The organism is Trichocoleus sp. FACHB-46 (assembly GCF_014695385.1).
Taxonomy (GTDB): domain Bacteria; phylum Cyanobacteriota; class Cyanobacteriia; order FACHB-46; family FACHB-46; genus Trichocoleus.
In genome coordinates this window covers 354,944-379,889 of record NZ_JACJOD010000013.1, presented here as the reverse complement: position 1 = coordinate 379,889, position 24,946 = coordinate 354,944, and the positions used below count along the sequence as shown (strand labels likewise).

Below are 24,946 nucleotides of genomic sequence, written 5' to 3'. Positions count from 1 at the left end.
GCGCCAGCTTGCTTAATCGTGAACCAAAGTGTTATAAAAAATCGTTTTTGAATCACAAAAAGACGCCTGAACCGAATGCAATCTTGGTTGGCAGGCGTCTACTCACTTTAATATTTTGCTACCCCTGGAAACCACTGTAAAAGCGTATATTTGCTATCTACATCGGGGTTTAATTTACATCTCATGCACTTAAGGGCGACGCTTGCGGGAAGCTTCGGACTTGTGCTTACGACGAAGACTAGGCTTCTCGTAACGTTCGCGACGTTTAACTTCAGATAAAATTCCTGCTTTCTGAATCTTCTTCTTGAAGCGTCTTAACGCTGATTCAATAGACTCATTTTCACCTAGACGCACTTCTGCCACTCGCTGTGCTCACCTCCTTGCTTTGGATTTGTAGGATAGGGCTGTGTTTTAAGCGCAACCACACTTTAAGCAGGCGGAAGCCCTGCTCACGTTCCTAATTTATACCTTATTGAGTCCGTAGTTTAGGAGCAGATTTGGGGGGTGCAGAGCGAGGAGGCTGAGACTTTGAGCTAGACTCCGGCTCCGCTGCTTCGTCTCGGTTACCTACTGGGTCACCGCCAAAAACATCTAAGTAGATGGCTTGGCCCGAAGATTGAGCCGCAGCTTCTAAGACAGTCCGAATAGCCTGGATGTTACGTCCACCGCGACCAAATACACGCCCTTTATCCAAGCTATCAAAAGCTAACCGAATCCAAATTTTGGGTCGGCTAGCAGATAGCTCACAGTCTACTTTTAAGGACTCCGGCGACTCCAGAAAAGGTTGAATTAGGAACCGCACCAATTCAACATAGTTGGGGATAGCAGAGCGAGGCGGAGTTGAGTGACCCAACCCCTCTCGACTGGATGACTCAGGCATTGACCTGTTCGAAGACATTGGCCTTTCTAAGAATGCTGCGTACCGTTTCGGTAGGCTGAGCTCCTTCTTGGAGCCGCTTGACGATCGCGTCAACTTTTAGACGCACTTCATCCGTTCTGGGATTATAAAAGCCCAACTCTTCCAGGGGACGACCATCCCGGCGAGTGGTGCTATGCATTGCCACAATCCGGTAACTGACTTCACGCTTTTTGCCGTATCGCTTCAACCGCAGTTTGATCATGCTTGAAGGGTTTGCTCCTAGGGAATTACAAGTTTTAAAGCTAATAGCTATGGGCTTTTAGCGATCGCCTATCAGGCTTTACCCAATAAGCACTACTGAATTGATCATCATACCATTTGCCTGGACTCACCCGCTACTCCGCTCAAATTATTTGAGACTGTTAAGGATGGCTGGGTGACTTAAGTGCTAACGCGCGAAAGGCTCATCGCTCATAGTTAGTTGCCCAATGCTAATTGCTACAGATTGCCAAAGCCTTTTTTCTTTTTCTCCTTCTTTTTCTTGGTAGGAGCTCCCCCAGGATAGCCACGCCAACCGGGTTGCGGGGGTTGGTTGCCACCATAGCCAGGCCCGCCACCGAACGGTCCCCCACCAAACATCCCAGGCATGGGAAGTTGGCCCTGTCCCAACTGTTGCATCAGCGATCGCATCTTCTGGAAATCGGCTACTAACTTGGCTACATCCGATTCGGCATAACCTGCACCACGGGCAATACGACGACGGCGGCCAGGAGAACCCGCTAACAAATCAGGGTCTTTTCGCTCCTCAGGCGTCATGGAGTTGATCATCGACTCAGCCCGCTTCAGTTGAGTCTCTCCTTGCTGGAGTTGCTCGTTGCTCAGCTTGTTCATGCCTGGGATCAGCTTCATGATGCCACCCAAGGAACCCATGTTTTTCAACAAGCGGGTTTGCTTGAGGAAGTCAGTGAAGTCGAATTTGGCCGAGAGGATTTTCTCCTGCATTTTCTCGGCATCGGCCAGATCCACGGCTTCCTGGGCTTTCTCTACCAGGGTGAGTACGTCTCCCATACCCAGAATTCGGGAAGCCATCCGGTCTGGATAGAAGGGTTGCAACGCATCAACTTTTTCGCCCACCCCAATAAACTTGATGGGTTGGCCAGAGATGCGGCGAACTGAAAGGGCAGCACCACCTCGGGTGTCGCCATCCATTTTGGTGAGAATTGCCCCAGTAATGCCAATTTGGTCGTGGAAGGTGCGAGTCAAGCTGGCAGCTTCTTGCCCTGTCATGGCATCTACGACCAGCAGCGTCTCATGAGGCTGAATGGTTTCTTTGATGCGCGCCAACTCCGACATCATGTTTTGGTCGATTTGCAGACGGCCCGCAGTGTCGATAATGACAGTATTAATTCCTTCTGCCCTGGCTCGTTCTACTCCTTGGCGAGCAATTTCAACGGGGTCAGCATCTTTGCCCAGTTCAAATACGGGCACTTCGATCTGTTTACCCAAGGTGACGAGCTGGTCGATCGCGGCAGGACGGTAAACGTCGGTAGCGACCAAGAGAGTGCTGCGATTCTCTTTACGCAGATGCAAAGCCAGTTTAGCGGTCGCAGTGGTTTTACCCGTTCCTTGCAGACCTGCCATCAAAATCACGGTGGGCGCTGGGCTAGCTTCTGCCAGGGGAATATTGGTTTCCCCCATCACGGATACCAACTCGTCGTAAACCAGTTTGATGAACTGTTGGTCAGGCCGAACGCCAGCGACTACCTCTTCGCCTAGGGCTTTGGTCTGCACCTCTGCAACAAAATCTTTCACCACTTGGAGGTTGACATCCGCCTCCAAGAGAGCGCGACGAACTTCCCGCAGGGCTTCCTGAACGTTCGATTCAGAAATTTTGTCTTGACCCCGCAGGGTTTTCCAGGCAGATTCTAAGCGTTCAGCGAGCGCGTCAAACATAACTTAATGACTGTCAGATAATGAGTCTTCAATCCAGAGGTGCGTTTAGAAGCAAACTGTTGCTTTCCCACTTATCCAGATTAATCGTTTTCGCTCCAGGTCGGGTGGAGAATTCGTCGGAAATACTATTGCCATGCTTTAGACCGGCAATTTTCATCTTTGCATGCGGGGCTCTACAGCCGCGATCGCGGGCTTAATTTGGCAGGATCAGCAACATGGCTGATAAATATCCTTGACTCCGGGCTTATAGCCCTGAATTAAATGGGAAAAACTAGGTATTAGGTCACTAAAAAGCTGGTGGGTTTACGGGAGAACTCAGCGATCGCCAGTGATGCTCTAACCGAGCATGAGCAGCTTGGTGGCCCTACGGTTTATTCAGGTGATCTCCTTGCGTCAAGTTCAAGCCCACTTTCTCAAGCTTCTAAGTTTATTTCTATTGAGTATGCTGCTGTGCGTTGCTTGCCACAGCTCTACTTCAGTCACACCACAGTCGAATCAAACACCTCTAAAAGTGGGTTATAGTCTGTGGCCTGGGTATTTCCCGATGGTAATTGCTCAAGAGAAAGGGTTTTTTGCTGAGCAAGGCGTGAAAGTTGAACCTGTTTATTCTGAAAACTATTTAGAGCCGATCTCTAACTTCAGTGCAGGCCAAACCGATGGGGTGACACTGGCAATGGGTAGCTTAATGGGCATCATTGGGCAGAACCCAGATATTCAAATGGTCATGCTCACCGATCAGTCTGCGGGTTCTGATGCTTTAGTGGTTCAGCCTGAAATTACTGGTGCAAAAGACCTGAAGGGCAAGCGAATTGGAGCCAAGTTGGGGGATTTTGGCGAGTTGTTTGTCAGGCAGTTAATGGAAGCTCACAACCTGACATCCGATGATTTTACTCTGGTGAATATGGAAGGGGAGTCAGTACCAGCTCGACTGCAAAGCGGCGATATTCAAGCAGGACACACCTGGGACCCTTATGCCACCCAAGCCGTCCGAACGGGTGCTCATACTCTGTTTACTAGCAAGGAAACACCAGGCTTGATTCCCAGTGGCATTGTGTTTCACAGCTCAGTGATTCGCGATCGCCCCCAAGAGCTAAAAGCCTTTATGAAGGCTTGGTTTCAGGCTCAGGACTACTGGCTAACGCATCCTCAAGAAGGAGCGGCCTTAATTGCCCAAGCGCTCAAACTCAAGACAGCAGATGTCTCCACCGCAGGGGTGCAGTTGATGACGCTACCCAAAAATCTCAAAGCACTGACCCCCGGTACCACCACCGAGTCTCTTTACTACACAGCTCAGTTGTATGCTGACTTCTTTATTCGTACTGGTGGATTGAGTACTGCCCCCGAAGTTGAGAAGTTAATTGTTCCCTCATTTGTGCAGGCGCTCAGTCAGGAACAGCCATAATGAACTTCCTCAAATTCTCCACACTGCGTAGCAAACTCATTTTTTCGCTTTTGGGTGTCGCACTATTGCCGATCTTAATCTTGGCCCTGCTGAACCAGCGATCGACCCAAAAAGCTCTAACTAATAATGCTAACTTGGCTCTCTTGGGCGCTGCTTCCCAAACGGCCCTGAGCCTAGATTCGTTCATCAAAACCAATCTTGATGCAGTCCGAGTTGAAGCCCAGCTCCCTATTCTAGCCAAGTACCTGAGTCTGCCTGCTGTACAAAGAACGGCCATGCGAACTGAGGTGGAAACTACCTTGCTAGCTTTAGGTCGTAAAGATACGCTCAACATCCTGTCCTATGCCTTACTTGACGCACAAGGGCAAAATGTAATTGATACTTACACAGTCAATATAGGAACTAGCGAAACGGACCGTCCCTACTTCCAGCAACCATTCAAAACTGGTTTGCCTTACGTTTCGCCCATACAATATTCAGCCGGTGACAGAGTAGCCAGCTTATATTTCACGAGTCCCATCCGTGATGCATTGGGCAAGACGATCGGCATTTTACGAGTGCGTTACAACGCCAATGCCATTCAAAGATTAGTCGCGCAAAACAGTGCTCTAGTGGCGGGTGGCAAAGGCTCGTTTGCAATTTTATTAGACGAGAACCAGATTCGTTTAGCGCAAGGGTATGCTCCGGAGTTGGTTTTTAAGTCGGTTACGCCGCTGCCTGCTGCAAAAGTCAAAGCGCTACAAGCAGCAGGACGATTACCCCAGGGAACTCCAGCAGAGCTAGCGACTAATTTGCCAGCGTTTGAGCAGGGACTTAAGAATACTAATCAATCTGCTTTTTTTACAACTCCTTTAGCCGTTAATAGTGATGAGTTAAATTCAGCGGCGGTGACGAAGTTAAAAACTCAGCCTTGGTCGGTCGTTTTTGTTGAGTCACAGAGTTTGTTTCTAGGGCCTATCCAAGCTCAAATCCGGGCAACCCTGTTGTTGGCGATCGCGATCGCCGTTCTAGTCGCAGCCGCTGCCATTACCCTCAGCGAATTGCTCACAAAACCCCTAATTGGGCTGACTAGCATCGTTACCAGCTTTACAGCGGGTGACCTGAAAGCTCGTAGTACCATCCAGACTGAAGACGAAATTGGGGTGCTAGCAGGTAGCTTCAACCAAATGGCTGAGCAGGTGGGTAAGCTGCTGCAAAATTTGGAGGAACGAACGCAAGAGCTAGAAGTGAGCCAACAAGTGACGGGGGCTGTCACCGAGCTGTCGCGGGTCGTCTTAGACCCTAAACGCTTGTTACGAGAAGCGATCGCTTTGATGCAAAGTCGTTTCCACCTGCACTATATTCAAATCTACTTGCTCAATCCTGAGCAACAAATCTTGTACAAAGAAGTTGAGTCTAGCCAGGAAGATATTACGAGACTGGGGCAACCGACTCGAATTGCTTTAGATGATGATGAAAGCTTGATTGCCACTGCCGCTCGCACCCAAGAGATTATTTGTGTGGATCAGGCGCACTCTAACCCTGAGGTAAAAGGTGTCTACTCAGCAACTTTAGGCTCTGAAGTGGTAGTGCCTTTGGTGACTCGTGGTTCTTTGCTAGGCGTGCTCAACATTGAGGATAAACAGAGCGATCGCTTCAGCCCAATGGATTTAGAAACCTTCAATACCTTGGCGGGGCAAATTGCTACAGCGCTGGATAATGCACGTTTATTTGCGGAAGTGCAAAAGACTAGCGCCGAACTGCAAGAGAAGGCGCAAGAGCTAGAACAGACGCTGCGTGAACTGCAACAAACCCAAGCCCAAGTGGTACAAAGCGAGAAAATGTCCAGCCTAGGCCAGCTTGTGGCAGGCATAGCTCATGAAATTAACAACCCCGTGAATTTCATCTACGGCAACCTCAACTACGCCGGAGAGTACATTCAAGACCTAACTGGGGTATTGAAGCTTTATCAGCGACAGTTCCCGCATCCTACCCCTGAAATTGCTGAGGAAATAGAAGCAATTGACCTTGATTTCTTGCTAGCAGACCTGCCCAAACTTCTCGCTTCCATGAAAGTAGGCGCAGACCGGATTCAGAAGATTGTCTTGTCTCTGCGGAACTTCTCCCGCATGGACGAAGCCGAGATGAAAGCGGTTGACATCCACGAAGGGATTGATAGCACCTTAATGATTTTGCAGAATCGGCTCAAAGCCAAGAGCGATCGCCCTGAGATTGCGGTGGTCAAAGACTGCGGGAATCTGCCGCTCGTCGAGTGTTATGCAGGGCAACTCAACCAAGTTTTTATGAACTTGCTCACTAATGCGATCGATGCTTTAGAGGATGGCCAAACTCCAGCTTCTGAACCTCCGCAAACCCCAACGATTGCAATTCACACCCGCCAGCTAGGCTCCCAATCCGTTGAAATTCGGATTGCTGACAATGGTCCTGGCATTGCTAAAGCTGATCAACGGCGATTATTTGACCCCTTCTTTACGACCAAACCTATCGGCAAAGGAACAGGATTGGGGTTGTCAATTAGTTACCAGATTGTGACTGATAAACATGGGGGAGTACTGCACTGTAACTCTGCCCCAGGAAAAGGCACCGAGTTCTTGATTGAAATTCCTTTGCGCCAAACCTAGGTATGGCTGTTGGGTTGTGGGCGATCGCGATACTACGACCAAGAGTTGTCAGACTGCTCTATCTGGTCCTTGGCTTTACTCTCAATGGTCTTGAGGGTTTGTAGGATGAGCATTTCATCCAAGTAAGTGGGTGCATTTAGGTTGTCAGAGGGAGCGCTAACCCGATCTGCAATGGCGCTCTGAACTTTGTCGTCAATATTTTGAGAAACAACTTTGATTTTGTGGGAAAGACGCTCGTAGAGTTTTTTGACTGAAGGGGACTCAGAAAACATAGCAAGTAAGTTTTATTTTTAAATGTAAACTTGCCACTGGTTTAGAGCCCTGTCCCTTTGGTCATAAAGAGCACTCAGAAGGCTATGCTGACAGAATTATTTTTTAGTAGTTAACAAAATTCATTGACTAGCAGCTCGCAGCCTTGGAGCCCTAAGCTGGGAGTGCTGCGATAAGCTGCACTAGGAACCCAGATACGTACAGTGCGGTTGGTAGCAATGTAGTAAAGGTAATCAACTTCTGGGCGATAAGTGAGTCCTACCCGTAGATGGGAGAAGTCATCCTCACACATTTCATACCCAAATCTCACGACCAACTGAGCTACTAAACACTCTGGCGTATCACAGTATTCTCCAGAGCTGTCTCTTTCCTGCCAAAATTTTGCTAAGAAAGGCTGAAGCCGAGGCAAGATTTTCGTGGGAGTTCCTTCTCTACTGGCGTAGATGATTGCTGGATTACCTTCTACGATGATGTGACAGGGTGTAGCCATGTGGTTGAACTCCTGATAGTTCGGCGTTGAACTGCTTATATACAGAGCTGCAAATGAACCTAGCATCGCAGTTTCGCCAAGTTCAGTCTGCCCATTGATGAACAATTGGCACCATTACTTATCAAGTTCCTATTGTTTCTCGTCCCTTTGGTATGTCGGAAGGAGTGGTTCAGGTGAACGCAGCCGAACAGGCCCTCGACCTTGAAACCGCCAGCAAAATCGCAACGGTGGTTAATTTATTTAAGCTAAAGTTTCCTGATGCCAGAGCTGATCTCAAGCCTTGGGCGAATGATTCCGATACCAGGGACTTAGTAGACCCGGACTCAATTGACATTGGGTTTCACTTTCCGGGGCGCAGTCGCTTGTTTCAAAGTCGCAGTATTTTGGTGCAAATCCGGTTGTATCAAGACCCGCTGACGAAAATTCGGCGAGCGATCGGGGTGGAAGCAGTCGGGTTCGACCATAAAGGTAAACAGTGGCGGCTTTCGACGATAGAAAACTGGGCGTTTGAAGGAACGACTCAGCCTGTGCCCGAAATTGCTCAAGAACTAAAAGGATTTTGCCGCGAGATCTTAGAACTGTTCAACTATTCCAGCTAGAACTGGTAGCTACGGAAAAAGGCTGAACTACCAAGAATTAGGTAATTCAGCCTCTGATCAGTTATTGGGTTTAGCTAACTAGAAAAGCCTTAAGCAACGCCAGCAGGGATTCTGTCGGCTGACTTGACTTGACTTAAGAGCTTGTGCAGCGTTTCGCCTTCAATCACTTCTGTTTCGAGGAGTTGAGCGGCGATCGCCTCCAATAAGTCTCGGTTTTGGTTCAAGATGTCGAGGGCATGTTGATGAGCCGTTTCAACAATGTCCTTAACTTCGCGATCGATCTCTTCGGCCACTTTTTCGCTCACCATGCGGCGAGGATTCATACCTTCGCCCCCTAGGAACATGCCCTGTTGACCTTTGTCATAGGCGAGCGGCCCGAGAACTTTGCTCATACCGTATGTTGTGACCATGCGCTCTGCCAAATCGGTAGCTCGTTGGAGGTCATTGGACGCGCCTGTGGTAATGCTGCCAAAGATAATCTCTTCAGCAGAGCGACCTCCCAACAACGTGGCAATTTGACCGCGCAGTTCTCCTTCATCCATCAAGAACCGATCTTCAGTAGGAAGCTGCAAGGTGTAACCCAGCGCTGCCATACCGCGTGGAATAATCGAGATTTTTTCCACGCGACCACTGCCAGGAATAAGAGCACCAACTAAAGCGTGACCGACTTCGTGGTAGGCCACAATCTTTTTCTCTTTTTCGTTGAGGACGCGGCTCTTCTTCTCCAAGCCTGCTACCACCCGCTCGATCGCTTCTGCAAAATCTTCTTGCGCTACAGCTTGACGATTTTGACGAGCGGCTAGGAGAGCAGCTTCGTTGACCAAGTTAGCTAAGTCCGCACCTGCAAAGCCAGGGGTCCGAGTTGCGATCGCTCGCAAATTCACATCTGGACCTAGCTTCACTTTCTTGGCGTGAATACTGAGGATTTCTTCACGACCCGATAAGTCTGGGCGATCGACCAACACTTGGCGGTCAAAACGGCCTGGGCGTAGCAACGCGGGATCTAGACTCTCAGGACGGTTAGTAGCAGCTAACACAATCACAGTCGCGCCACCCGCCGCAAAGCCATCCATCTCAGTGAGCAACTGGTTGAGGGTCTGTTCGCGCTCGTCGTTGCCACCGTAGAAACCACCGGAGGCACGGGACTTACCGATCGCGTCTAATTCATCAATAAAGATGATGCAAGGCGCTTGTTTCTTCGCTTGCTCAAACAAGTCACGGACACGGGAAGAACCGACACCCACAAACATTTCGACAAACTCAGAGCCAGAGATGCTGAAGAAAGGCACTCCAGCTTCACCTGCAACTGCTTTAGCTAGCAGAGTTTTACCCGTACCTGGAGGGCCGACGAGCAACACACCTTTGGGAATGCGAGCACCAATTTGCAGGAAGCGATCGGGAGTCTTGAGGAAGTCCACAATCTCAACCAGTTCAGTTTTGGCTTCTTCTACGCCTGCCACATCCGCAAATGTGATTTTGGCAGACTCACCTTCCACATAAACTTTGGCCTTGCTCTTGCCAATGGACAGCACGCCGCCTTGAGAGCCACCACCACTCCGAGCAATAAAGAACTGCCAGATGCCGATGAAGATTAGCGGGGGAATCACCCAACTGACGAGGGTGCCGATCCAGCCATTCTTAGGTGGTGGAGTCGCACCAAACTCAACTCCTTTTTCTTCTAAAAGCTTAGGTAAGTTGAGGTCAAAGATGGGCGTAGTGCTGAGAACTTGACCCTGTTGGTCACCTTCTCCTTTCAACTGATAGCGAATTTCGTTTTGGCCTACAGAAGCTCTAGCGACTTCTTGTTCATCAACTTGGTGAATGAACAAGCTGTATGGAACTCGGGGTACTTGGGAGGCAAATAAAGTCGGGAAAAATAGATTTACCAACAAAAATAAGCCTGATAGCAATAGCAAGATATTGCCAATTTGGCGAGAACGGGGAGCTTGAGGCTGATCTTTTTTAATTGGCATTTCTGAAAGCTCTTGAATTCTCTTAAAGCAATTGCTTGAATTCTAGAAGTCAAAGAGCGTTCGGGTAAACCTGCTGAAGGGGTGGTTATCCGCTATACCGTTTCCATCCAGTCGAATACGCGATTGAGCTGGTCAAGGGTGATCAACCCATACTGCCAAAGAATCATCGGTAGCTGGCTCATATCTTGCTCCCGATGGCGTAACCCAATAGCGATCGCGGCGGCAGGCACTGCCAACTCCTCTCGCAAAAATTTAATCAATCGGGCCAATCTTCTAGTTTCCATAACGGTTTTTACGAATTTTTGTTAAAGGATGTGAAGAAAAATATTAAGTATTGAAAAGTATTTTTCAGAATTGATGGCTGAATTATACAAGAAACAGCTGCTTTTCAGGAGCACTAAGGTAGAGGGGATCTCCGTACTTCAGCTCCGCTATTTGCTTGAACTGCAATGTACTGTAGCAGCTATAGCCCTCGACTCTTCCTCTAGATCAGTCCTATTCCCATCCAAGAGACAGAACTGAGAAATTAAGGTTCCTGTATTGAATTTGTAAACAGGTCTCTCATTTTTCTTTTGCTCTAAGAGGGTGACGAGACAGAAGGGATGAAGGATGAAAAAGAACAGAAGAATTGAAACACTCACAGTCAAATTCGGTTGGAGGGGGTCTGGGGACGCAACCGTCCCTCAGCGGGAGTTTGAGGGCAGGTGCCCTCAAGGGCTTGGTTCTCAAGTGTGTCACTAAGATTTAGCTCGCTTGCTTCGTCAGCAACCCTTCATCCCACAAACCTCACCCCACCATCTAGCCTAGAGATAACCCGACCCGGTGAGGTGCCATTATGGCTCATTTGCAGCAGCGTCACCCTCAAAATATCAACGGTGATTTTTATGTTGATACGACTTGTATTGACTGCGATACCTGCCGTTGGATGACCCCGGAAGTGTTTCATCGCGAAGATGAGCAGTCAGTAGTCTATCACCAGCCTGTTGATGAAACTGAGCGACTGCGGGCCATGCAAGCCCTATTGTCTTGCCCCACCGCATCGATTGGCACAGTTGCAAAGCCGACGGATATTAAAACTGCTCAGCACAGCTTCCCAATTCAGTTAGAAGCCAATGTCTACCACTGTGGCTACCACGCAGAAAGCTCCTATGGGGCTGCTAGTTACTTAATTCAGCGACCCGAAGGCAACGTGTTGGTAGACTCTCCCCGATTTGCGCCGCCATTGGTAAAGCGACTGGAAGAACTCGGTGGTGTGCGCTATCTGTACTTAACTCACCGAGATGATGTCGCTGACCATCGTAAGTTCCATGACCACTTTGGCTGCGATCGCATTTTGCACCAAGATGAAATTAATCATGGGACGCAGGATGTAGAAATCCAGCTCAAAGGTGCGGAACCTGTGCAACTAGCTCCTGATTTGCTGATTATTCCCGTGCCAGGGCATACGAAAGGTCATACCGTTCTGCTCTATGACCATAGGTTCCTGTTCACAGGCGATCATCTAGCTTGGTCTGAGTCACGGCAGCAGTTAGTGGCTTTTAGAGATGTGTGCTGGTACTCCTGGCCAGAACTGGTGAAATCGATGCATAAGTTAGCTGAATATGACTTTGAGTGGGTGTTGCCTGGGCATGGTCGTCGCTACCACAGCGATCGCGCCACCATGCAGCAGCAGATGCAAAAATGTTTAGCTTGGATGGCTACGGTCTAATGCACCATCATTTCTGACATTTCTGGGGCTGGGACAGAACATAACTGGTCGAGATGAGTGGCAGGCATCGTTAAGTACAAAACATCTCCTGCTTTAAGGTAGGTGTTGAGTAAGTCCCAACCATGCACTCTGCGTTGCCCGGTTTCTAGATACAACGGGACGAAATCCGCATCCATAGCGGCATCCTTAACAACTCGGTGGCAAAAAGGATGTCCAGCCGTAATCAAGGTTGACAACGCCACCCACAGACTATGCCCTGTCATGCCGTTGCCTAAAATTCTGCCTCCCAGCGCCGCAGCGGCAAAGGTGGGAGCTACCAGTTCTGTGGGGCTGAGAACGGCTTCAAAGCCAAATACTTGATGGGCCATCCGGGCAAACGTGGGATCTTGGTAACGCACGATCGCAGTACTTTTGGGAGTTAGACCCTTAGCAGTGAGGGCAATTTCTAAGTTGGCAGTGTCGTTGCTAGTTACGGCTAGTAAGGCAGAGGCATGAGCCAGGTTAGCTGCCTTAAGCGTAGTCGGTAAACTGGCATCGCCTAAAATGACTGGCACCTTCAAGGCTCTAGCAATGCTTAAAAACCGACAGTTGGCATCCTGCTCGATCGCCACTACGTCATAGCCACAACTTCGCAAGTGCTGCACAATCTGAATTCCGACCCCGCCTAAGCCACAGACAATGTAGTGATGATGAGCCGGAACTTGCACCGTATCCCAAAACTGGCGAAAGCGAGTGCCCAACACAAAGTCATTGAGTAGGGCATAGCAAATCCCAATCACTCCCGCTCCCAATAACATCATTAACGCGGTAAAAACTTTAATGCTGTTAGGAGCCTGCTCTATAACTTGCTCTTCACCGCCTGCCCCTGTAATCATGCCGACGGAGAAGTAGAGGGCATCAATGATGGAGGTATGGCGATTGAAACAAACATAGGTGAGTGTGGCAATCAAAATCGTCACTAGCAAAACCAAGGTGACGACAACCATTGACTGACCGTAGCGCTGAAATTGGCGTAAGTTATTCACCAGCTTAGTGCCACGCTGTCGCCAGGATCGTCGCACCGCTTGAACGCTAGCATTCGGCTGACTGCCAATAATTAAGCGATCGCCGACTTGCAGAACTTGGCCTCGAATGACCGCAGAGACTAAGTCCATCCGTTTGTCGGCAGGCAGGTAATAGATCAACATGCGCGATCGCTCATCCCACAGCTCGCTGAGTTTGCGGCCTTGCCAAGGATGGTATTCATCAATGTATTCTTCGTGAATCGGCCAAGTCTGGTTAAACAATCGCAACTGCCCGATGGCTCGGCTGCCCAACGCGGCAAAGGCAAACACAGGAGCCGCTAAAGCTGCCACGCTGAGGCTGACATGATGCGTGAGCGTGTGGTCAAGGCGATCGCCCAAACTAGTGTTGAACAAGCGATTGATCACGCGAATGTGAGGATTCAAGACTCTGGCCTGCATCAAAATGGCCAGATTCAAAGCATCATCCGAGCTGGCAATCACTAGCGTATGCGCCTGTTCAATGCCCGCAGCCATCAGAGTGGGAGTGGCCTTTAGGTCCCCGACAATCACATCTGGGTCGGCGAAGCTCAGGGGTTGATCATGAATCCCAATAACTGGGATGCCCTGTTGCCGCAACAAAGAGAAAATTTGATAGCCAGTTCGACCCAGACTACAAACAATAATGCGAGATTCCATAGCGAACCCGGAGCTTGGCAGAGCTGTCTGAGTTCCTATTCTTGGCTAGGACCAGGCGTAAGACTGTAGCTGAAAGTACGGGTTTACAAAATGTTGATTTGCCAGCTCTTGAGGCTTGGAATGCTTCGTCTTGGCACGCTTTACTGAGACGTGGTAGTGATGTAGCCGTTCTTTTGCAGGAAATCTCTTAAGTCAATGAAATATTGGCGGCGATCGTCGTATGGGTAAGCCTGCTGCACCAACTGCCACCCCTCTTGTCCTTGACCGAGCAAGTGCTTATCGGCCAAATAAGCCGCTAAAAACCCCCGAGTGGCGCTGGCTCCAAGGTCTTTACTAAAGGTGTAGTTTTGCCAATGTTGCACGGCATCTTCGTAGATCAATTTAGGATAATTGCGCGTTACATTCTGCATCTGCGATCGCCGATATTGCCAAATCTGGATCGGCAGCCCAGAAGCCGCGTGAGCGGTAAATTGAGCATCGAAGCGAGGGTCACCACTGACAAACTCAGGCAAATTATCTTGATCTAAATCTTCGAGCCGATAGCTAGGACTGCCCCAAAATTGCTTGACGTTCCGATAGGCGTTTTGGGTGGCATTGTAGCCATAAATATAAGAAGACGTGCAGCAGTAAGCGCCACCACTGAATAAATCCACCACGACTTCTGGTTCCTGATCGCCATCCAGATCCTGCACTTCCAGATTAGAAAAGCGCTGTAATCCTTCGTCCACTGGCATTGCTGCTTCTAGAACTGTCTGGCCGCTGCGACTAATTTGAATCCGAAAATTGTCAGCTAAAGGCTCACGGGGTCGATAGGTCAGTTGTACCCGGACATTTTCCTCCTCAGCGGTCTTGGTCTCCGTCGAAAATTGCTGAGTGTTGGCAATATATTGCGTTGGCACCAATCCAGGCTGAATCGCTTGACATAAGAACGTAGCGATCTCCGCCCGACTAGCGAAGCGGGTAGGCTCTAGCTGCTGAATTTTAGGATAATTAACAACCAAATTCTTCTCGGTGGCGGCTGCTACGGCATTGCGTGCATAGTCTGGAACCGCTCCCGCATCCGCATAAGCTGCATTTAGAACTACTGTCGTTGGCTGTGTTGCCGCATACTTTAGGCCACTCGCTAGCGCTACGAGAGCCTGGACGCGGGGAATTGATTGAGTCGGGATAAACTTGCGATCGGGATATCCGGAAAGAAAACCCCGGCGATAAGCTTCCTGAATGGCAGCAGCAGCCCAATAGTTGCTTGGGACATCTACAAATCCGATGGCCTCTCTGACTTGCGGTTGATTCGGAAAACCTTGCCGCAATAGCGCTGCAAACTCGGCCCGTGTCACCGGGTCAGCCGGACGAAACCGACCATCTGGATATCCCTTAATGATCTGCCGTTTCGCCAATTCTCCAATGCAAGCAGCAGCCCAATTGTTTGGCTGTACATCACTAAAACCAGTTGTTTGGGCGATCGCACTAGACAGGCCACTAAATGGCGCGATCGCATTTACTGCTACTCCTAAAGCAGCAACTAAACTCAACCCAACTGGCTTTCTTGCAACAACCACACCAATCTCCTTGCCAAGCTAGTCACACAGGTATTCTAGGTTAGGTAGAGACTTTGAAAGTAGCAATTTTCCAGGGAGCAATCTGGGTGGATTGCAGCGTTCCTGATGAGTTCTCCGGTTCGATCGCTTGCTCCAAAAGATTGACGGGATGAGCGATCGCTAAGCCTAAATCACTTTTTAGCCTTAACTCGGCGGGTTGGCCGTGGCACTCGTAGCACCGCAAGATCCACTGTTGTGGATGATCTTCGGATTGCTTGAAAGCGCTCAAAATCAGGTTTTCAGATTGCAAATCTAAAAACTGGCCTTCAGCGGGCAATGTGGCTCCTGAAGAGTTTAGCGATCGCTCAGTTTCTAACCAAATCGCTTGCAAAGGAATGTTTAGCTCATAACCCTGGCGAACGGTTTGGGCGGTTTGCCAAGTTCCCGCATGAGGGTAAAGGGCATAGGTAAACTGATGCTGGCCGCGATCGGCTTCCGGATCGGGCCAAGTTGCCCCCCGCAGCAAGGTGAGTCGGAGTTGATTCGGTTGGGCATCGTAGCCGTATTTGCAATCATTCAGCAGGCTCACCCCATAGTCATTAGTACTCAAATCAGCCCAGTGGAGAGCGGGTACTTCCCACTTGGCCTTATCTCTCGGTTCTGTGGGGTTGGTGGGACGGGCGATCGCGCCATAAGGGATTTCGTAAGTGGCCTGCTCTGATTCCACAGCCAAGGGAAAGGCGGCTTTCACCATCACATGCCGTTCTTGCCAGTCAACCTGGGTAGCAATCTTGAGTACCGAAGCGTCAGCTGGCAACACATAATCTTGGCAAAATTTCGACTGGCCCAGTTGCCGTATCACTCGCACTCGCTGTAACAATGTGCCGCGATCGAGCCACTGAATTGATTGCAGCTTGGTGGGTGGTAATAGGTGTTGGGCATAGTTGGGGTCAATATTCCAAGCATCCCAGTATTGCCCTTGGTCCTGAAAAGCCTGGAGTTGATTGCCTGCGCCATTCAACACTTCTCGCTGCCGAATTTTGTCCCAAACACTCTTTAGATCGCCTGTTTCTGGATCAACGGTTACGCGCAGAGCTGCATTCTCTAAAAGCCATTCGTCAGCGGGCAAGTTAATGGCAGGTAGTTCAGTCGCCGTTTGTGGACTCAACCAGAAGACGCGATCGCCCACGCTAGGCACTTCTTCCGCCCAGAACAGTAGAGTTGGTGTTGATTCGCCTTGCTCGTTATAGGTTGTGAACTGGCAAGGCACCGCTTCACCTGCTGAGTTGTGTACTTGCCAACTTGATTCAGTGCCCGATGGAATTGGAATCGAAACCACTTGCGATCGCGACCAATTCAAGGAATTAAACACCACAATTGGTCGGGCATCAAGATGCGGCGGTTCGGGTAGTTGAATGGAAGCGGCGATCGCCTGCAAGCTTGCCTGTAGTACCTCCTGTCCCGTTTGCTCTGCTTCCTGCCAAAGCTGGTTAGCATCGACAAATACTTCTGGAATCGACGACCCTGGCAGAATGTCGTGGAATTGATTAAATAACACTTTCTTCCACGCTGCCTCTATCTCTGCTTTCGGGTACGCAACGCCAGCCGTCAGCGTTGCCAATGAGGCAAACAATTCTGCTTGGTAAAGCAACTGTTCACAGCGACGATTCCAACGTTTCTGCTCTGCGTGGGTGGTGTAGCAGCCTCGGTGGAATTCGAGGTAAAGTTCGTCGTTCCAGGTGGGGCTCCTCTCCCCTCTCCCCTCACTCCTCACCTTCCCCAAATACTCCTCTGCCGTCGCAAATATCAACTGTGGCAAGAAGGGTGAGGTTTGCCAGCGTCGGGCCATTTCTAGCATGTCTCGCGTCGGGCCACCGCCATGATCTCCTACTCCTGGTAGCCACAGCGTTTCGAGATTGCCTGTTTTGGCTTCCCACATTGAGGCGTGCTGGGTCATTTTGATGGGGTCTATGCTTTCGCCAATGGCAGCGGACATCAAGCTGAAAATTTCGGTGCCGTCCGGCGATCGCCACCAAAAGGCTTCGTAGGGGAATTGGGTGGTGTCGTTCCAACGCAGCTTTTGGGTGACGAAGTACTCAATTTCACCTTGCTTCAGGATTTGAGGCAACTGCCAGCAAAAGCCAAAGGTATCGGGTAGCCAAGCAACTGGGCTAGTTTGGCCGAACTTTTCTTGGGTGTAGCGCTGTCCGTACAGCACTTGACGCACAATCGATTCCCCACTGACTACATTAAGTTCTGGTTCCACCCATAAGCCACCCAAAGTTTCCCATCGTCCCGCTGCTACTTGCGCTTGAATAGCAGCAAACAACGCAGGGCGGTTGGTTTCGATCCAGTCATAGAGCGCCGGAGTGGAATGACAGAAAATCAGCTCTGGAAAGTCTTGCTGGAGTTGCAACACCGATTTGAATGTGCGCTCAGCGGCTTCCCAGGTTTCGCTCACAGGCCATAACCAAGCCAAATCTAAATGCGCATGACCCAACAAGCAAATTTGGCGTTGCTTGATCCAATCACTGTACGGCTGCAAGGTTTGGCGGAGTTGCTGCAAGGATTGGTCAAATGGGTTGGGTGAGCGATCGCTCTGGCTCAGAGCGGCCCAATCCAGCTCTGCGATCGCCGCTGCCAAATCTGGCAACTTCTCTGGCGCAAAAGCGGTGAGATACTGCTGGAGAACCGCCAGTTCATCAGCGACGAAGCTTGGTTCCACGCGATCGCCCAAGGCTGCGGAACTGGATGTTGCTGAGCCAGATGCCACTTCATAGAGGCAAAGCGATCGCACCAAGGCTCCATCGTCATGCCCTGGGCTAACCAAGCGCAGAGCTACGGTGATGGTCTCTCCAGGTTGGGCCGCAGCACTTAACAAAATCCGGGCCGAGCAGTCAAACAAATCACCTTCTTGCACCAACTGCCCATTGACAAAAATCTGGGCAGATTCAGCCCACCAAGTCAGGGCCAAACGCAAAACTAGCCCCTCCAACGGGTAGCCTTGCAAGTCAACAGGAATCAGCAAGCTCTGACCTAGCCACAAGACCTGTCGTCCCTGGGACCAAGCAACATGCTCTCTGGCATTGAGAGTTACCGAAGGCCAAGACTGCCAGCGCTGCGGTTGATTGGCCTCAGCGATCGCTAAATCCTCCTCGCACAGATACCAGCCTGTCTGGACGTTAAGCTGCGTGAGTTGCCGAAGTTGAGTAATTGCCTCAGAGATTTGGGCTTGGAGTTTCGCTGGGTCAGCCATCTTTAGATAGAATCAGGTCACTAGCTGTACAGCCTGATTCACGCTGAAGTCGCTACGCCGTGGCAGCCTGTACACCATCCTCACTTTACAGCAGCCGCCCCGCTGACAACTGCCATGTCCTCCGCCTCTTCTGGTCGCTATCAAAGTCGGTTGTTCAATTTTTTCTCTCGGCAATCGCGTGAGCTTGTAGATCAGTGCGATCGCGCCTTCCGACATGCAAAAGTCGCGACGGTTTGGGGAGCGCAAATTTTGCTCTACCCGATCTACGCTATGTTTCAAGCCACCCGCTTGGTGGGTAAGCAGATTCAAACCTCGGTTGAGACTGAACGACCCTCTCTAGATGCAGCTCAGGCAGTGGCAAGCGATGCAAGCTCAGAACCACCTTCAGCGAACCAAGTGGTTTGTAATGTCTTACAGGTAGTCGAAACGTTTGCCTTACCAGAAGTTGTAGTGCCTCCAATCGCAGCTAATGGCAGTTTGGCGGTCTCTCGGGGCCAGGCTGTGGTGCGCTCCAGCCAATCATCCGCTGCTGCAACTCTCAGTGCGACCAAGACTTCAGTTGCACTAGGTCAGCAGTCAGCGATCGCAATTCAAGGGGTGGCTACAGCTCTAGAAACTCGAACCTTGGTTTTAGTCACCTGCCAAAACCAGATTCTGAATATTTTGACGCTGGAGCAACAACAACAGCTCTACCAACGCATTGTTTGGGAAGTCAGCCACTATCAACGCTACTTGCAGATATTGGTTCGCCAGCGATCGCGCTCCCCGCTCCCGCTTCCCAGCGACGACTCCAAAGTTTTACCGCCAATGCGGTTAGTGCGGCAGATGATAGCTTGGGTGCAAACTGGGCCTGTGGCGATCGCGCTCAACTGGTTTCAAGAATCGACTGCGGTAGCCCAGCCCATCCACTTAGAGGAGCCATACTTTAGTAGTTCTGCGACTTTCACGGCTGGAATCTTGCCTATTCCACCCATTCCCTACGAAGCGCTAGCTCCTCTCGACCAAGCGATCGCTCAGCTAGAGGCTCACTCCTTGCCGCCAGTGCTGACACTGACTGATGGGTTGGTGCAACGAGGGCAAGGATTACTCAGCACGGTACGAGCCAAGCTAGTCTCGCTCCCCACCCTCAACCGCTCTACTGCGGACCCTGAGATGGCTCCCCAAGTTGCAGCGGCACCCATGCCACTACAAAGTTTACTGCGGGCGGCAGTTGACTATTTCTTTGGCAATCGCCATCTAGGCTTATCAGGAACAGGCAATCCATCTCACCCAACCCAAATGGCTGGGGATCAGGCCACCCGCGATCGCTTGTTGACGGGCGACTATGACTGGCACCCCGATCCTTGGTTGAGCTATGAGGATGTTTTCGGTCAGATCCCAAGTGCTAACCGCGATCGCCTCCCGACTGCCCCGAATGCTTTATCCGAACAGGCGATCGCTTCCCCCGCTCCTCTGTCGCCAGCACTGCAAGTGCCCATGACGACGGCCAAGAATTTATGGGCCAGGCTGATCAACCGATTTTGGCATCGTGATGCACGAGCCGATGGTGGCGCGATCGTGACAACTCTCGGCTCATCCCAGGATTTAGCTCTTCAATTTGCTCAGACAACTTCTGTGACTCCGGTGCAGAGCCGTGGAGGTAGGGCAACTTACAGCACCCCTACGTCAGCGGGATTGTCCCATGTAGGCTCTGGCACAACTGCAACCAGGGATCAGCTCACCGCTAGTAACTTAACCATGTCCGGTGCAGAGCTAGCGGCTCGTTCTGAAGACTACGGCGAACTCAGCAATACCTGGATTGAGGCAGAAGCCACTACACTTGGTTACGTCAAGCATCCTCTAGAGCGGATTCTTGGCTGGCTCGATCGCACCATGCTTTGGCTCGAAGAAGTCATGCTCTTAGTAGGGCAATGGTTACAACAGTTGTGGCGCAAGTAGTCTTGGCTCTGATGAAAGTAATTACATTTACCTAGTTGTAGGAAGGCCCCAAAAAGACTTAATGTAACCAAGCAGTCCCTGTTGTAAATCGGTTAGTCTCAACCGCTGGGAACGTCTAGTCAGGAATGGCGTCAAAGCTGACTGAAGCCTGGAGCCAGACTGAGGATTACTAAGACGGCTGAGTAGACTCAAAATTGAGGCAGCATTCCGATATGATTAGAGAGACTTGTCTCTCAAGGTCCTGGTATGGCAACCCTCAAGATTGTGGTCTATATCGTCGTTACACTCTTTATCTGCTTATTTGTGTTTGGATTTCTATCCAGCGATCCAACTCGCAACCCTGGTCGGCGGGATTTGGAATAAGCAGCTACTGATTCATTCCTCAGGCCATAGAATTGCCTCTGAGACGGTTGAGGTAACGTGTCCGGGCTGTCTTGTCGGAATCATTCTGCTAAAGTATGCCCTACCCGGTCCTACCCCCTGAGCCGCCCGCTATTATCAATTCCTTGCCGCCTGAGGAACACAAATCCTCAGTGACGGTTGCAGCGACGGTACTTGAGCCTGCATTCCATGCATCGGAAAATGTTTCTGAAGCTGCTCAGTCTGTCGTGGTAGGGACCTTAAGCGCCCCTACCCCACCAGAAACTTTTGCTCCTGAAAATTCTGCCGCTGATGAGCCTTCCGATGAGCTTGCTTTGCCTGCGGTATTAGCAGCCGAACCTGAGATAGCAGCTCCTCAAGCTCTCCCGCCTGCTGCGAAAAGTCATGCTGAGTCGGCTGCGGCCTTAGGCTCGCCTCAAGTTGTTGAGATTGGAGATACATCGGTTGTAGCTTCAGAGACCGATTCATTCACTGAGCCTGCCCAATCTGCTAACCATCGCCACTCTGACGTTCACATCAACGCTATAGCTCCAGCGCTGCCGCCTCGCTACACTAACAGCGTTGCAGCCAAGCAACCTACGGCGATCGCAACCTTCACCCCTAGCCCTACGGCTTCATCTAGTCCCCGTTCTACGGCTAGGTCAGGCTCTGGGGCGATCGCACCCACTCGCCCGCTCAACGCTCCAGTTTCTAGCCCAGCACCCTCTACCGTGGCGATCGCCCCGCCTGCGCCATCCGGTTGGTCGATTGTGGCTACGCCTCCTGCGAGTAATAGCAAGCCGAGTTCTGGTCCCAAACTGCCCTCCTTGAGTCCGGCAAAAACAACACCTCCTCCAGTCACCCCCGCTGAGCAGCCCCCCGTTCAACCTGTCAGAGAGCGACCTACTTCTCAGCCAGCTCTAGAAACGGCTCCTGAGGTTACTCCTGCGACTGCTCCAAGCACCCCAGCCACTCCGCCTGCTCGCCCTCAGCCTACTGTTTCTCCATCGGATACGCCGACATCGGATACGCCGACCTTAGTCATACCAGAATCCACACCGCCAGTCGTGTCACCCCAATCGGCACCTGTGGTCACGCCCCCCAGCCCTGGTACGCAGCCCAGCGCTGACCCTGCCACCAGTGGCGTGATCGAACTCAGTGCCGATCGCCAGGAATATGACGAACAGCGGCGGGTTTTCACGGCTGAAGGCAACGTTTTGATGCGATTTCGAGGAGCCGTACTCGATACCGAGCGCCTCCAAGTCAATATTCCGAATCGTCTGGCAGTCGCTGAAGGTAACGTAGCGCTCACTCGTGGCGAACAAGTTCTACGCGGCGATCGCTTTGAGTACAACTTTGTGCAAAACACAGGCACGATCGCAGGTGCGAAGGGTGAGATTTTCTTGCCCACGGCAAGCACCGATTTTACCCCCACATTGCCAACTGATGTGAGTGCTGGCGTCACCTATGACCGCCCGTTGAGCGATCGCGTTACCGCAGCTCAGCCGACTCAAAATATTTCCAACGCTGGGGGGATCAATGTAGGAACGGGTGTGGGTCAAGATGCACCCACTCTAGTTCAGGGAGGCTCCGTGCGGCGGCTGCGGTTTGAGGCGGGGCAAATCGCCTTCAACCCGAGAGGTTGGCAAGCCCAGAATGTCCGAATTACCAATGACCCGTTCTCGCCCCCCGAACTAGAGTTACGCGCGGATGAGGCGACACTGACTAACCTTTCTCCACTCCGGGATGAAGTGAGAGCCAAACGGCCTCGGCTAGTGTTTGACCAACGTTTCTCTCTACCGCTGCTGCGATCGCGGGTGATACTCGATCGCCGGGAACGCGATCCTGCTCTACTACAGTTTGGCTACGACGAGGAAGATCGAGGCGGCTTGTTTGTCCAAAGTACGTTTGAGCCGATTTCTAACGAGAAGATTCGCTTTAGCGTCACGCCTCAGTTCTTTATTCAAAAAGCCCTGACAGATAGTAATGGGGCCATCTTTGATCCTTCTGTGTATGGCTTAAAAACCAAGTTGACGGCTAATCTCAGCCCTCGCACCACGCTGACCAGCTCCGTAACACTGAACAGCTTAGATCCCAGCGATTTTGATGAAGAAGCGCGAGCTAATGTGCGTTTGCGTCAACTCCAAGTCGCAGGCAACCACACCTTAGCGCTTGACTATAGCTACCGCGATCGCCTGTTCAATGGCTCTTTGGGTTATCAGGATGTGCAGAGCAGTTTGGGTGCTTTCCTGATTTCTCCTGTGGTGCCTTTAGGAAATACCGGAATCAGCTTGAGCTACCAAGCAGGAGCCCAATTTGTTACGGCTGATAGCGATCGCCTAGATTTACTTGATGCCAATCGCAGTAACAATCGGTTGAGCTTGGGACGTTTTGAGGCCAGCGCTGCTCTGAATAAAGGATTCTCCCTTTGGCAAGGCAAAGCTTTACCGCCCACTGCTGCCGAAGGTCTACGATATACTCCCGCTCCGGTAGTGCCTTATTTGCAACTATTTACTGGAGTCAGAGGGGTTGCCAACGGCTATACCAGTGGCGACAGCCAAACGACTCTAACTGGCACCATTGGGTTGCAAGGACAGGTAGGTCATTTTTCTCGGCGCTTCTTTGACTACACAGGTTTCAATCTCAGCTACTCTCAAAGTGCGATTGGCGGTCAATCTCCCTTCTTATTCGATCGAGTCGTGGATGATAAAGTCGTCTCCGCTGGGATTTTGCAGCAGATTTACGGCCCATTCCGCTTCGGGTTTCAAACTGCAATCAATGTGGATACAGGCAATGAAATTAGTACGGATTACATCTTAGAGTACAGCCGCCGCACCTATGGGGTGACGGTACGCTACAACCCAGCTTTAGCGATTGGTTCCATTGGCTTACGCATCAGTGACTTCAACTGGAGCGGCGGAACAGAACCCTTTGCGGGCACTGGTATCCGCCCCGTAGAGGGGGGTGTGGTGCGGCCTACCAATGACTAATCTTCCTTAAGTCATTTGAATCTAAGGGCGATTTGCGGTTTAATGGCAAAATCCGTCGCTACTCCAGTCTGCTAACTTTTGTAGACTGCGTTGGGGCCGAAGATCCGTTGTCAATCAGCTTAGACCTAGGTCCCACCCTCCTGCGAAAAGCGATCGCAGTTTGCCTAAGCTAATTTGAAAGGGGGATGCAGTAAACAATTGAGATGACAGAATCAGTAAAAGACTCTGTGAGCGCAAATGCAGCGGCTCTGCTGATTCACTACAGCTTTGACCTCAATGGCTACACTGCTGATGAATTAGTGGCTGCTTGGACAGGTATCTACCAACCGCTCTGGATACGCTCAGCCGTCATTGAAGCCTTGTATCAAGGGCGTTACAAGGGGATTTCGGTTGAGCAAATCTTGGCGTTGTGGCTACGTCGAGGGCAACCGCTTTATCATTTCAACCATGAATTTGAACGCATTGTTTGCAGTAAATTCCCGCAGGTGCTAGTGCCCAAACCTGCTACTGCAAGGGAAATTGTGGCTTTGCCACCCCCCAAGTTTCCGCCCCAGTCTCACTGGCGCTACTTGCTGCCCGCAGCGGTCATCCAGACTGACAATCTATCTACGGCTCCGGTTAAGGTAGCGGCGACCGAGTTGCCCTCCATCGCAATCTCCTCGCCACCGCTCCAAAATGAAGGACTAAACCTTGCGTCTGTCGCTGGAGAGGAGCAACCAGACCAGGTTGGGGCTACTAGGTTAGAAAACGCTTCCGAACCAACCGTGGCAGCGTCAGCTTCCAACTCAAGCTATGCCCCAATGGATGCTGTGGCCGCAGAGCCGATATCAATGGCGCTAGAGCCGAGCATCGATGAATCTGAAGTTGTTGCAGAATCCAACGCTCTATCTAACCCGACATTGCCTCTAACTTCCAGCTCCCACCTTGCTGAAATGGCAGTTGAGTCAGACATGGCTTCGGATGGAGCCCTAGAATCTGTTCTAGAAGAAGCCGATCGCCTACTCTCTGACTTGTCAATCACAGGCAGCGAAGCTTCCAGTTCAGAGATGGCTCAAGCAGGCCAAGCAAAGCCCGAACCGATTCACCAGTTTGTACCGCCTCCGGAATCCTCTGAGTTCTATAGCAAGCTCAAGGCAGTAGCCCAACCCCAAGAAAACTCCCTCGCTCTATCCGAACCCTTGAGTCCTAGCGAAACCAAGAGTCAGCGGGTCTGAAAAATGTTTGAGCTTGCCCTACATCATGCCTAGATGAGGGCATTTACTAATTAACCCGCGATCGCCTTTAACCCA

Annotated in this window: 19 protein-coding genes; 8 read left to right on the top strand and 11 right to left on the bottom strand. The window is 50.9% G+C overall.

The window, feature by feature from the left end; all coding sequences use genetic code 11:
* Window positions 1–189: 189 nt before the first annotated feature.
* The 4 genes from rpsU to ffh form a co-directional block, all read right to left on the bottom strand.
* Window positions 190–363, bottom strand: a complete 174-nt coding sequence (rpsU, locus tag H6F72_RS09385) for a 30S ribosomal protein S21 (RefSeq protein ID WP_190433951.1) — start codon at window positions 361–363, stop codon at window positions 190–192.
* Window positions 364–469: 106 nt separating this feature from the next.
* The gene (locus H6F72_RS09380; protein WP_242016845.1) at window positions 470–880 is read right to left on the bottom strand and encodes a KH domain-containing protein; all 411 of its coding nucleotides are present in this window, start codon (window positions 878–880) and stop codon (window positions 470–472) included.
* Window positions 873–1,121 (bottom strand): 30S ribosomal protein S16, encoded by a 249-nt coding sequence (gene rpsP / locus H6F72_RS09375; protein WP_190433947.1) that lies wholly within the window; start codon window positions 1,119–1,121, stop codon window positions 873–875. The genes H6F72_RS09380 and rpsP overlap by 8 nt, the downstream gene beginning before the upstream one ends.
* A 236-nt stretch (window positions 1,122–1,357) precedes the next feature.
* Window positions 1,358–2,812 (bottom strand): signal recognition particle protein, encoded by a 1,455-nt coding sequence (gene ffh, locus H6F72_RS09370; RefSeq protein WP_190433946.1) that lies wholly within the window; start codon window positions 2,810–2,812, stop codon window positions 1,358–1,360.
* Between the two features lie 346 nt (window positions 2,813–3,158).
* On the opposite strand from ffh, the gene H6F72_RS09365 reads away from it, so the two are divergent.
* Together H6F72_RS09365 and H6F72_RS09360 are read left to right on the top strand one after the other, a co-directional pair.
* The gene (locus tag H6F72_RS09365; protein ID WP_190433944.1) at window positions 3,159–4,214 is read left to right on the top strand and encodes an ABC transporter substrate-binding protein; all 1,056 of its coding nucleotides are present in this window, start codon (window positions 3,159–3,161) and stop codon (window positions 4,212–4,214) included.
* Window positions 4,214–6,835 (top strand): ATP-binding protein, encoded by a 2,622-nt coding sequence (locus H6F72_RS09360; RefSeq protein WP_190433942.1) that lies wholly within the window; start codon window positions 4,214–4,216, stop codon window positions 6,833–6,835. The genes H6F72_RS09365 and H6F72_RS09360 overlap by 1 nt, the downstream gene beginning before the upstream one ends.
* 32 nt (window positions 6,836–6,867) lie before the next feature.
* Here H6F72_RS09360 and H6F72_RS09355 read toward each other — a convergent pair whose 3' ends face one another.
* Together H6F72_RS09355 and H6F72_RS09350 are read right to left on the bottom strand one after the other, a co-directional pair.
* On the bottom strand, window positions 6,868–7,107 hold the full coding sequence (locus H6F72_RS09355; RefSeq protein WP_190433940.1) for a hypothetical protein: 240 nt from the start codon (window positions 7,105–7,107) through the stop codon (window positions 6,868–6,870).
* Window positions 7,108–7,217: 110 nt separating this feature from the next.
* Entirely contained in the window at window positions 7,218–7,595 is a 378-nt protein-coding gene (locus H6F72_RS09350; RefSeq protein WP_190433938.1) for a histidine kinase, read from the bottom strand.
* A 152-nt stretch (window positions 7,596–7,747) separates the two neighbouring features.
* Between H6F72_RS09350 and H6F72_RS09345 the strand changes: the two genes are divergently transcribed.
* Complete coding sequence (locus tag H6F72_RS09345) at window positions 7,748–8,194, top strand: hypothetical protein (protein ID WP_199296129.1); 447 nt, start codon at window positions 7,748–7,750, stop codon at window positions 8,192–8,194.
* Window positions 8,195–8,283: 89 nt separating this feature from the next.
* Here H6F72_RS09345 and ftsH4 read toward each other — a convergent pair whose 3' ends face one another.
* Complete coding sequence (ftsH4, locus tag H6F72_RS09340; protein ID WP_190433935.1) at window positions 8,284–10,167, bottom strand: ATP-dependent zinc metalloprotease FtsH4; 1,884 nt, start codon at window positions 10,165–10,167, stop codon at window positions 8,284–8,286.
* A gap of 92 nt (window positions 10,168–10,259) precedes the next feature.
* Window positions 10,260–10,451, bottom strand: coding sequence for a DUF2949 domain-containing protein (locus tag H6F72_RS09335; RefSeq protein ID WP_190433933.1), 192 nt, complete (start codon window positions 10,449–10,451; stop codon window positions 10,260–10,262).
* Between the two features lie 551 nt (window positions 10,452–11,002).
* Between H6F72_RS09335 and H6F72_RS09330 the strand changes: the two genes are divergently transcribed.
* Window positions 11,003–11,875: an MBL fold metallo-hydrolase gene (locus H6F72_RS09330; protein ID WP_190433931.1), complete on the top strand. Its 873-nt coding sequence runs from the start codon at window positions 11,003–11,005 to the stop codon at window positions 11,873–11,875.
* Here H6F72_RS09330 and H6F72_RS09325 read toward each other — a convergent pair.
* The 3 genes from H6F72_RS09325 to H6F72_RS09315 all read right to left on the bottom strand — a co-directional run bounded on the left by H6F72_RS09325 (window position 11,872) and on the right by H6F72_RS09315 (window position 18,369).
* Window positions 11,872–13,575: a TrkA family potassium uptake protein gene (locus tag H6F72_RS09325; protein WP_190433929.1), complete on the bottom strand. Its 1,704-nt coding sequence runs from the start codon at window positions 13,573–13,575 to the stop codon at window positions 11,872–11,874. The genes H6F72_RS09330 and H6F72_RS09325 overlap by 4 nt on opposite strands.
* Before the next feature lie 140 nt (window positions 13,576–13,715).
* The gene (locus H6F72_RS09320) at window positions 13,716–15,134 is read right to left on the bottom strand and encodes an S-layer homology domain-containing protein (protein WP_190433927.1); all 1,419 of its coding nucleotides are present in this window, start codon (window positions 15,132–15,134) and stop codon (window positions 13,716–13,718) included.
* 40 nt (window positions 15,135–15,174) lie between these two features.
* Window positions 15,175–18,369 (bottom strand): alpha-mannosidase, encoded by a 3,195-nt coding sequence (locus tag H6F72_RS09315; RefSeq protein ID WP_190433925.1) that lies wholly within the window; start codon window positions 18,367–18,369, stop codon window positions 15,175–15,177.
* Between the two features lie 114 nt (window positions 18,370–18,483).
* Here H6F72_RS09315 and H6F72_RS09310 point away from each other — a divergent pair, with 114 nt between their 5' ends.
* From H6F72_RS09310 to H6F72_RS29690, 4 genes are all read left to right on the top strand, one after another.
* Complete coding sequence (locus H6F72_RS09310; RefSeq protein ID WP_190433924.1) at window positions 18,484–20,307, top strand: hypothetical protein; 1,824 nt, start codon at window positions 18,484–18,486, stop codon at window positions 20,305–20,307.
* A 246-nt stretch (window positions 20,308–20,553) separates the two neighbouring features.
* Complete coding sequence (locus H6F72_RS09305; RefSeq protein WP_190433921.1) at window positions 20,554–20,670, top strand: photosystem II reaction center protein I; 117 nt, start codon at window positions 20,554–20,556, stop codon at window positions 20,668–20,670.
* A gap of 95 nt (window positions 20,671–20,765) precedes the next feature.
* Window positions 20,766–23,657 (top strand): DUF3769 domain-containing protein, encoded by a 2,892-nt coding sequence (locus H6F72_RS09300; protein WP_190433919.1) that lies wholly within the window; start codon window positions 20,766–20,768, stop codon window positions 23,655–23,657.
* Window positions 23,658–23,860: 203 nt separating this feature from the next.
* On the top strand, window positions 23,861–24,871 hold the full coding sequence (locus H6F72_RS29690) for a hypothetical protein (protein ID WP_199298976.1): 1,011 nt from the start codon (window positions 23,861–23,863) through the stop codon (window positions 24,869–24,871).
* The last annotated feature ends 75 nt before the right edge of the window (window positions 24,872–24,946 follow it).